The organism is Xanthobacter autotrophicus ATCC 700552, assembly GCF_043194565.1.
GTDB lineage: Bacteria > Pseudomonadota > Alphaproteobacteria > Rhizobiales > Xanthobacteraceae > Xanthobacter > Xanthobacter autotrophicus_F.
Window position 1 is genome coordinate 73,961 of sequence record NZ_JBAFVS010000022.1, and the last position, 9,408, is coordinate 83,368.

Consider the following 9,408-nt stretch of genomic DNA (forward strand, 5'->3'; position numbering starts at 1 on the left):
GGATCGCGCCCAAGGAAAGCCCATGCCGCCACTGACGCCACGACAGGATGAGGTTCCCCGCCTCGACGCGGCCGAGGTTGCGGCTGCCACCGCCGTCATGGCGCGGCATCCTTATTTTGCCGACTTTCCGTTTCCCGCGCTGGCGGCCCTCGTTTCCGCGGGCGAGAAAATGGTGGTGCCGCCGGGCACCCGCCTCATCCAGCGGGGCGATACCGATACGTTCGCCCTCCTGGTGGTGGAGGGCACCGCCGTCGTTACCATCGACACGCCCTATTCCCATATGGAGCTGGCCCATGTGGAGCTGGCCCATCTGTCGGCGCCGGCGGTGATCGGCGAGATCGCGGCCTTCACCGGCGTCGCCCGCACCGCCCATGTGGATGCAGCGACGCCACTGACGGCCGTGCGCCTCTCCGCCGAGGCGCTGGACGCGGCGGGCCGCGCCCATCCCGCCCTCCTGTCGGCGGTGATGCGCCAGTTCGGCAGCCGGTTCGAGACCTTCAACCGCGTCTTCGGCTTCTATGCCAATGCGCTCAACGCGCTGGAGCGCCGCGACTTCGACCTGAAGCTGCTGGACGATCTGCGCAATCCCCTGCCGGAGCTGGTGGATTTCTCCCACTCCTTCCGCCGCCTCGCCGAGGCCATCATGACGCGGGTGGCGGAGCGCCGCGAGATGGCCAATGCGGCGGCCATCCAGCGCTCCATGCTGCCGCTGCCCCTTTCGACGGATGTGCTCGGCGGGCGCGCCGACATCGGCGCCGCCATGCGCCCCGCCAAGGACGTGGGCGGCGACTTCTACGATTATTTCCTCATCGACCGGCGCCATCTGGTGGTCAGCCTCGGCGACGTGGCGGGCAAGGGCACGCCCGCCGCCTTGTTCATGAGCGCCACCCAGACCGCCCTGCGCATGGTGCTGCGGCGGGAGGCCGACCTCGCCAGCGCAGTGGCCACCGTGAACGACCTGTTGTGCGCCACCAACGGGGAGGACATGTTCGTCACCCTGTTCTGCGCCGTGATCGACCTTCAGACCGGCGCTCTCACCTACTGCAATTGCGGCCACACCGACGCGATGATCCTGCGCGCCGATGGCACCATCGAGCGGCCGGCGACCACGGGCATGGCGCTCGCCATCCTGGAAGGAACGAAGCCGCGCGCCGTCACCGGCCGTCTTGCCCCCGGCGACCGGCTGTTCCTGTTCTCGGACGGGCTGACCGACGCCATCAACCCGGACGAGGTCTCGTTCGGCGACGAACGGCTTGAGGCAGCCGCCGCGCGCGCCGCCCACCTGCCGGCCGAGGCGTTCCTGGCCGCACTGCTCGACGCCGCCGCCGCGCATTCGGGAACGGCGCCGCAATTCGACGACATGACCGCGCTCGCGGTTACGTTCACGCCGTTGGGCTGACGGACGTTCAATTTGAAATAAAGCGCCGTCGGCCCCCTCTCCCGCTTGCGGGGGAGGGCTGGGGAGGGGGCAGAGGCGCCGGGGACGGAACACGAGCGGCCCGGGCCTGACGGAGAGAGTCTACCCCCTTCGCACCATCAAGCCGTGGCGTAGAGGCCCTCGATCTCCGCCGCATACTTCTTCTGGATGTTGGAGCGGCGCACCTTCATGGTGGCGGTCACCTCGTCGTCGTCATGGTCCAGCTCCTTGGTGAGGAGGTGGAAGCGCCGGATGTGGGAGACCTGCGCCAACTGCCCGTTGGCCCTGGCGATTTCGCCCTCGATGAGGGCCCGCACCTTGGGGTTTTCCGCGAGATTGCGGAAATTGGTGTAGGAGACGGCATTCTCCTCGGCCCATTTGCCCACCGTCTCGAAATCGATCTGGATGAGGGCGGAGACATATTTGCGCGCCTCGCCGATGACGATGCATTCCTTGATGAAGGCGCTGCCCTTGGCCACGTTCTCGATCTCGGACGGGCTCAGGTTCTTGCCCCCCGCCGTAATCATGATGTCCTTCAGGCGATCGACGATCTTCACCTGACCGCCCACGAACTCCACCACGTCGCCGGTATGGAGCCAGCCGTCGCGTAGCGCGGCGGCTGTGGCCTCCGCGCTCTTGTAATAGCCGGCGAACACGATGCCGCCCTGCACCAGCAGTTCGCCATGATCGCCCCGGGCAAGGCTCACCCCCTCCGCCGCTGGTCCCACGCAGCCGGGCACCAGGTTGGACAGCCTTTGCCCCGTGGCCATGCCGCTGGTCTCGGTGGCGCCATAGACCTCGATGAGCGGCACGCCGATGGTGCGGAAGAAGCGCACGATGTGCGGCGAGATGGGCGCCGCCCCGGTCATGGCCACCTTCACCCTGCCGAGGCCGATGAAGTTCTGCAACGCCCGGAAGAACAGCAGCCAGCCGAGGAAGAACACCGCCCGCTGATATGGCGTCCGCTTCTCCGGCGCGGTCTCGGCGAAGGGCTGGCACGCGGCCATCAGGCGCTCGAAAGCGAAGCGGCGCACCCCGCCGGCCTCCAGCATCTTGATGTAGATGGAGGCGTGCAGCTTCTCCCAGATGCGCGGCACGCCGAGGAACATGCTCGGCGCCACCTCGCGCAGGTCCTCCTGGATGGTGCGGATGGACTCGCCGAAATTCACCTGCGAGCCGAGATAGAGCGGCGTCATGGTGGTGAGCATCTGCTCGGCCACATGGCACAGGGGCAGGTAGGAGACGTGGGTGGTCTGGGCATCGAGCCCGAGCCGCTCGGCGATGGCGACGGCCTGCGCCCGCAGGTTGGCGTAGGTGAGCATCGCCCCCTTCGGCTTGCCGGTGGAGCCGGAGGTGTAGATCATCAGCGAAAGGTCTGAGAGGGACTGGCGCGCCAGCACCTCGTCGATGAGGCCGGGATGGGCTTGTCCGTGGCGTTCCCCCGCCTCCACGAGATCGTCGAACGACAGCACCGTGCCGGGCGCGTAGGCCCGCAGGCCCTTCTTCTCCATCACCACGATGTGCGTCAGCAGGGGCAGTTCGGCCCGCCGCTCCAGCACCTTGTCCACCTGCTCCTGGTCCTCGCACACCACGATCTGGGTGTCCGAATGGCCAAGCACATAGGCCACCTCGTTGGCCGGGCTGGTGGGATAGACCCCCACCGTGACCGCCCCCACAAGACCGGCCCCGAGCTGGGCCAGCACCCATTCGACACGGTTCTCCGAAAGCACCGCCACATGGCCGCCTTCGGCGAGCCCCAGCGCACGAAGGCCATGGCCGACGGCGGCGGCGCGGGTGAAATACTCCCGGAAGGAGACCGGGTTCCAGATGCCGAAATCCTTCTGGCGGATCGCAGTGCGGTCCGGCTGGCGCTGGGCGTGGAGGCGCAGCATCTGCGGCAGGGTCAGGTCGGGAAAATCGGGGCGGGTCATGGCGGGGTTCTTGGCGGGGTTCTTGGCGGGATTCATGGCCGGGCTCATGGCGCGCCTCTCACGAAAGCCAGCGCTTGCGGCGCTTGTAATGCTTGATGTCGCGGTAGCTTTTTTCGCCGCGCTCCCCGGCCATGCCGAGGTAGAATTCGCGCACGTCCTCATCCGCCATCAACCGCTGCGTGGGGCCATCCAGCACGATTTTGCCGGTCTCCATGATGTAGCCGTAGTGGGAGACCGCGAGCGCCACGGCGGCGTTCTGCTCCACCAGCAGCATGGACACGCCGCGCTCCCTATTGATGCGGGCGATGATGGTGAAGATCTCCTCCACCAGCTTGGGCGACAGGCCCAGCGACGGCTCGTCCAGCAGAATGAGCTTCGGCTCGGCCACCAGCGCCCGGCCGATGGCCAGCATCTGCTGCTCGCCGCCGGACAGGTACCCCGCCCGCCCGCTCCTGCGTTCATAGAGGCGGGGGAAATAGGCATAGACCGCATCGAACGAAGCGGGCCTGGCCGCCCGCCCGGTGAGCGCATAGGTGGCGGCGACGAGGTTTTCCTCCACCGTGAGGTCCTCGAAGATGCGCCGGCCTTCCATGACGTGGAACAGCCCGCGCCGCACCAGGGCGTGGGGCGTGAGCGCGGCCAGCGGCGCGCCGTCGAAGGCGATGGCGCCCGCCGTCACCGCGCCATCCTCCAGCTGGAGCAGGTTGGACACCGCCTTCAGCGTGGTGGACTTGCCGGCCCCGTTGGAGCCGAGCAGGGCCACCACCTGCCCCTCCTGAACGCGCAGGGAGAGGCCGCGAAGCACCTGGACCGTCCGGTTGTAGACGACCTCGATATTGCTGATCTCAAGTATTGGCTTCGCGGTCATCTTCATCACTTCTTCAGGCTGATCCAGTCGGAGGCCGGCTTCATCTGCTTGTCGGCGGCGCTGTAGGAATAGATGCGCCCCACCGGCACCGAATTGCCCGGGATGGAGATGGGCACGCCGATGAGGCCGCCGGTGTCGAAATCCTTGATGGTGTTGAGCGACGCCTTGAGGTTCTTCGCATCCAGCGCCTTGCCCGCCTCCAGCGTGCGCCTGGCCGCCTCGGTCATCAGCATGGCGGTGAGGAAACCCTGCATGTAGCCCGTGGCCTGGTAGGTGGGCCGAAGCTTGCGGATCTTCTCCAGCATGGGCGCGTTGGGATCGGTGTCGTAATAATAGCGATAGGGCATCACGCCCATGTAGCCGTCCGCCGGCGCGCCCACATTGGCCCACAGGGAATTGTCCATGGACCAGAAGGTGCCCATGAAGCGGCTCTTCAGCCCCAGTTGCTTGGCCTGGGAGAGGAATTCCGGCAGCGGCGCCAGCACATAGCCGTGGAAGATGGTGAAGTCCGGATTGGCGCGGCGCAGCTTCAGGATCTCGGTAGAGACGTCCACCGCCGTGGGCGGGGTGACGATCTGGCCGACCACCTCCAGCCCCATCGCCTTGGCGCGCTTCACGCTGGCCTCGATGGGATCGCGGCCGAACTCGGTGTCCGAGTTCACGAAGACGATCTTCGCGCCCTTCTGCTCCTTCGCGATGTATTCGAGCAGGATGGCGATCATCTCCACGTAGTCGGGACCGGCCATGAACTGGAACGGATACTTTTCCGGATTGTTCAGCTCGCTGCCGAAGGAGGCCCCCGCCATCAGGATGGAGCCGCGGCGGTTCAGCTCCTCGTTGATGGTCTTCGCAAAGCCTGTGCTGTCGCCGTAATAGAGGTGGATGTCGTTCTGGGTGGTGAGCTTGTTGAAGACCGCCACCGACTGGTCCACCTTGTAGGCGGTGTCCTCATAGGCAAGGCGCAGCTTGCGGCCGGCGACGCCCCCCGCCTCATTGGTGATCTTCACGAAATCCGAGATGCCCGCCTCGATGGCGACGCCGGCGAAGGCGAACACGCCCGTGAGCGGGATGGAGCCGCCGATCACCAGCTCCTTCTCGTCGGCGAAGGCGGTGAGGGGGGAAAAGACCGTGGATGCAAGGCCCGCCGTGGCGAGGCCGAGAAGATGGCGTCGGTTCAGATCCGTCATTGGCATTTCCTCCGTTATCTTGTTCGTTCTTGTGTTTTGCTTTGGCGTTGGCGCGCTTGGACTTGCGTCAGGTCTTGAACGGCCACAAATGGAAGAAGCGGCGGATACGGCGCACGATCTCCGCCAGCCCCTGCGGCTCGAACACCAGGAACACGATGATGAGCGCGCCGAACACGATGGTGCGCACCGGCGAGAGCGCCGCCCCCGCATTGGGGAAGACGGGGCCGAGCCACTCCACCACATATTTCAGCAGTTCCGGCACCAGCGTCATGAAGGCGGCGCCCAGAATGGGGCCGAGGATGGTGCCGAGCCCGCCCACGATCACCGCCGCGAGGAAGAAGATGGAGGTGGCAAACGGAAAGCTTTCCGGCGTCACCACACGGAAGAAATAGGCCCACATGCCCCCCGCAACCCCAGCGTAGAAAGATGACAGGGCAAAGCTCATGAGCTTGTATTGCAACAGCGGAATGCCCAGCACCTCGGCCGAGATGTCGCGATCGCGGATGGCGATGAAGGCGCGGCCGATGCGGGTGCGGAACAGGTTCGCCGCGCCCAGCACCATCAGCGCCGTGATGGGCACGATGACGAAGTAGAGCGCGAAGGGCGAGGCCAGCTCGATGCCGAAGAGGAGCGCCGGCGCCACGTTCACCCCGCTCATGCCGCGGGTCACCGACACCCAGTTGGTGAAGACGAAATGCAGGATGAAGGAGGCCGCGATGGTGGCGATGGCGAGATAAAGCCCCTTCACCCGCAGGCTCGGCACCCCCACCAGCACGCCCACCAGAGCCGCGACGAGCCCCGCGGCGAGGATGTTGACGAGGAAGGGCGTGCCCAGATGCCCGTCGAGGAAGGCCACCGCATAGGCGCCCACCCCCATGAAGGCGGCCTGCCCGAGACTCACAAGACCGGTATAGCCGGTGAGGATGTTGAGCCCCGTGGCGCTCGCCACGTTGATGGCGACGAGGCAGGCCAGATACAGCCAGTAGGCGTTGAGCACGAAGGGGGCGAGCACAAGCACCAGCGCCAGCACGATCATCCACGCCCGCTGCGTCCGCGTGGTCAAAAGGCCCTCGTCGGCGATGTAGGTTTCCTTGGCGGTGGCGATGCGCATCAGAGCCGCTCGATTTCCACGGTGCCGAACAGGCCGTAGGGCCGGATCATCAGCGCCGCGATGAGGAGGGAAAAGGTGGTGACGAGCTTGAACTCGCCGCCGAGGAAGGTGCCCGCCCAGGCTTCGACGACGCCGATGAGCAGGCCCCCCACCAGCGCCCCCAGCACGGAATCCAGCCCGCCGATGATCACCACCACCAGCGCCGAGAGGCCGAACACCCCCATGGTGGGCGAGATGCCGCCGATGGCGCCCACCAGGATGCCCGCCCCCGCCGCCGTGGCGCAGGCGACGATCCAGGCCAGCGAGAACACGCCGGGCACGTTGATGCCGCAGGAATAGGCCGCCGCCTGGTCGCTCGCGGTGGCCCGCAGAGCCACGCCGCCGCGCCAGAAGCGGAACAGCAGCAGGAACAAGGCGATGACCACGCCCGCCACAGCGAAGCCGATGGCGATCTTGCGCGAGACATAGGCCTCGCCGATGAACACCGGCGTCGCGCCCATGAAGTCCGGCAGGGCGCGCGGATCGGTGTTCCACACCAGTTCCGCCGCGCCCATCAGGACCGAGCCGAGCCCCACCGTGACCATGAAGACGGAAATGGGGTTTTCCCCCAGCATGGGCCGGATCAGTGCCCGCTCCACCAGCGCGCCCACCGCGCCGCCGCCGGCGATGGCGAGCGGGATCGCCATCCACACCGGCAGGCCGAAGCCGGCGGAAAAGGCGAAGAACAGATAGCCGCCGAGCATCAGGATCTCGCCGACCGCCAGGTTGATGACCCGCGTCGCCTTGTAGATCAGCACGAAGGCGAGGGCGGTGAGGGCCAAAAGCGCGCCGGAGCCGAGGCCCGCCAACGTCACCTCGGCGAAGAACAGAAAGTCCATCACGCGGCCTCCCCGATGGCGGAGAGGCGCCGCATCAGCTCGGCCGGGTTGCCGCTGCCGAGATAGGCGGCGGCCACCTGCGGATCGCCCTGCACCTGCGCCGGCGGCCCCTGGGCGATCACCTTGCCGAAATTGAGCACCACCACATGGTCGGAGATGTCCATCACCATGCCCATGTCGTGCTCCACCATGAGGATGGAGATGCCCCACTCCTCCTTCACGTCGAGGATGAAGCGGGCCATGTCCTCGGTCTCCTCGCGGTTCATGCCGGCCACCGGCTCGTCGAGCATGAGCAGGCGCGGCCGCATGGCCAGCGCCCGGGCCAGTTCCACCCGCTTCTGCAGGCCGTAGGAGAGGGCGGCGACAGGCTTGTTGCGGATGTGGTCGATCTCCAGGAAATCGATGATCTGCCGCTCCACCTCGGCCCGCAGTTCCATCTCCTCGCGCCGGGCCGCGCCCCAATAGGCCAGCGCCTGCAGCAGGTTGGTCTTCATGTGGGCGTGGCGGCCGAGCTTGATGTTGTCGAGCACGGTCATGCCCTTGAACAGGGCGATGTTCTGGAAGGTGCGCGCCAGCCCCGCTTTGGCCCGCGCCGGCGGATGGGTGTGGGTGATGTCCTGCCCGTCGAGGCGGATATGGCCCTCGCGCGGCCGGTAGAAGCCGGAGATGCAGTTGAACAGCGAGGTCTTGCCGGCGCCGTTCGGCCCGATGAGGGCGGTGATGGTGCCGGGCCGCACCTCGAACGACACGTCGGTGAGCGCCTTGAGCCCGCCGAACGACAGGCTGAGGCCGGAAACCGCCAGATGGGCGGGCGCGAGGGTGCAGGGCGCGGGGCGCGTCATGGCCCCTCCCCAGATGGCATGGCGGCGCGGGCGCGCAGCCCGGCGCGAACGGCCGAGTTCAGCGTGGTCAAGGCGTTTCCCCTCCCAAGGGTACCCAACACGGTCTGTTGCGACCCGTCCCCGGTTCTTGTCCGGGGATCTTTAATGACGTGTCGCCGTCGCCTCAGAGGGCGGAGCGGCTCAAGGCGTAACGCGCGAAGATGCGCTCCACCGGCGCGTCGATCTCGCGGCCGGCGCGCACGAAACCCTTGCGCCAGTCCACCAGATGGCGGCGCATCCAGAGCCGCGCGCCATCGAGATCCCGCGCGGTGATGGCGTCGATGATCCTGCGGTGCGCTTCCACCATGCGCGGCCCGCCCTCCGGCACCCGCCGGCAGATCATCTCGGATGAGGGAAAGAACAGCAGCGCCGCCGGCTCGCGCGCCAGCTCCAGCACCCGGTTCCTGGACGCGTGGGCCACCAGCGCATGGAATTCGGTGTCGATCTCCGACAGCAGGACCGGATTGCCGATGGCCTGCTCGATGCGGGACTGGTTGGCCTCGAGGGCGGCGATGACCTCCTCGTCCGCATGGGCCACCGCCCCTTCCACCGCCCCCACCTCCAGGATCAGCGCGGTGTCGAACAATTCGCGGAAGGTGACGTCCTGCAGCACCAGCGCGCGGCTGATGCGGCTCGACAGGGCGTCGTAGCGCGGCTCGCAGACATAGAGCTTGCGCCCCGCCTCCCGCCGCACCAGGCCGCCCTGCTCCAGCACGCGGATGCCCTCGCGCACGGTGGAGCGGTTGACGCCGAACTGCCGGACCAGCGCCGCCTCGGTGCCGATCTCGTCGCCGGGCCGCAGGCGGCCGGACACGATCTCGGCCTCGATGGCCTCGGCGACCATTTCGTAGGCCGAAGGCACCCGAATGCGATCGAAACGGTCAGTAGCAGTGTCGGACATGACAGCGTTTACCCGCCTTGTCGGACAAACGGTCTCATTGCCGCATGGGCTTGTCAAGGGCGCATGCACCGCCCGCATTCGGAAAACATCGCCCACCCAGACCCGCCGATCGTGCCGCAGACCGAAGGCCGTTTCCGCCGCAGCGCTCGCCGATCGCCGCAGTTCACGGCAACCGCTCTACACTCTTGTATTATCGCAGCTTCTTCACGCGAGCCGGTGTCCACTTCGCGCGAA

Annotated in this window: 8 protein-coding genes; 1 reads left to right on the forward strand and 7 read right to left on the reverse strand. The window is 67.1% G+C overall.

The window, feature by feature from the left end; translation table 11 throughout:
- Positions 1-22 precede the first annotated feature (22 nt).
- A complete protein-coding gene (locus V5F48_RS19525; RefSeq protein WP_394260050.1) occupies positions 23-1,399 on the forward strand; it encodes a PP2C family protein-serine/threonine phosphatase in 1,377 nt (458 codons plus the stop codon).
- 137 nt (positions 1,400-1,536) lie between these two features.
- Here the strand turns inward: V5F48_RS19525 and V5F48_RS19530 are convergent, their stop codons facing one another.
- From V5F48_RS19530 to V5F48_RS19560, 7 genes are all read right to left on the reverse strand, one after another.
- Positions 1,537-3,396 carry an AMP-dependent synthetase/ligase gene (locus V5F48_RS19530; protein ID WP_394260051.1) on the reverse strand — a complete coding sequence of 620 codons (1,860 nt, stop codon included), beginning with the start codon at positions 3,394-3,396 and terminating at the stop codon, positions 1,537-1,539.
- Between the two features lie 10 nt (positions 3,397-3,406).
- Positions 3,407-4,216, reverse strand: a complete 810-nt coding sequence (locus V5F48_RS19535) for an ABC transporter ATP-binding protein (RefSeq protein WP_394260052.1) — start codon at positions 4,214-4,216, stop codon at positions 3,407-3,409.
- A gap of 5 nt (positions 4,217-4,221) precedes the next feature.
- Positions 4,222-5,403, reverse strand: a complete 1,182-nt coding sequence (locus V5F48_RS19540) for an ABC transporter substrate-binding protein (protein ID WP_394260053.1) — start codon at positions 5,401-5,403, stop codon at positions 4,222-4,224.
- A 67-nt stretch (positions 5,404-5,470) separates the two neighbouring features.
- Complete coding sequence (locus tag V5F48_RS19545; RefSeq protein WP_394260054.1) at positions 5,471-6,514, reverse strand: branched-chain amino acid ABC transporter permease; 1,044 nt, start codon at positions 6,512-6,514, stop codon at positions 5,471-5,473.
- On the reverse strand, positions 6,514-7,392 hold the full coding sequence (locus tag V5F48_RS19550) for a branched-chain amino acid ABC transporter permease (protein WP_394260055.1): 879 nt from the start codon (positions 7,390-7,392) through the stop codon (positions 6,514-6,516). Before V5F48_RS19550 ends, V5F48_RS19545 begins: the two co-directional genes overlap by 1 nt.
- Positions 7,392-8,234, reverse strand: coding sequence for an ABC transporter ATP-binding protein (locus V5F48_RS19555; RefSeq protein ID WP_394260056.1), 843 nt, complete (start codon positions 8,232-8,234; stop codon positions 7,392-7,394). The genes V5F48_RS19550 and V5F48_RS19555 overlap by 1 nt, the downstream gene beginning before the upstream one ends.
- A gap of 163 nt (positions 8,235-8,397) precedes the next feature.
- A complete protein-coding gene (locus V5F48_RS19560) occupies positions 8,398-9,174 on the reverse strand; it encodes a FadR/GntR family transcriptional regulator (protein WP_394260057.1) in 777 nt (258 codons plus the stop codon).
- Positions 9,175-9,408 lie beyond the last annotated feature (234 nt).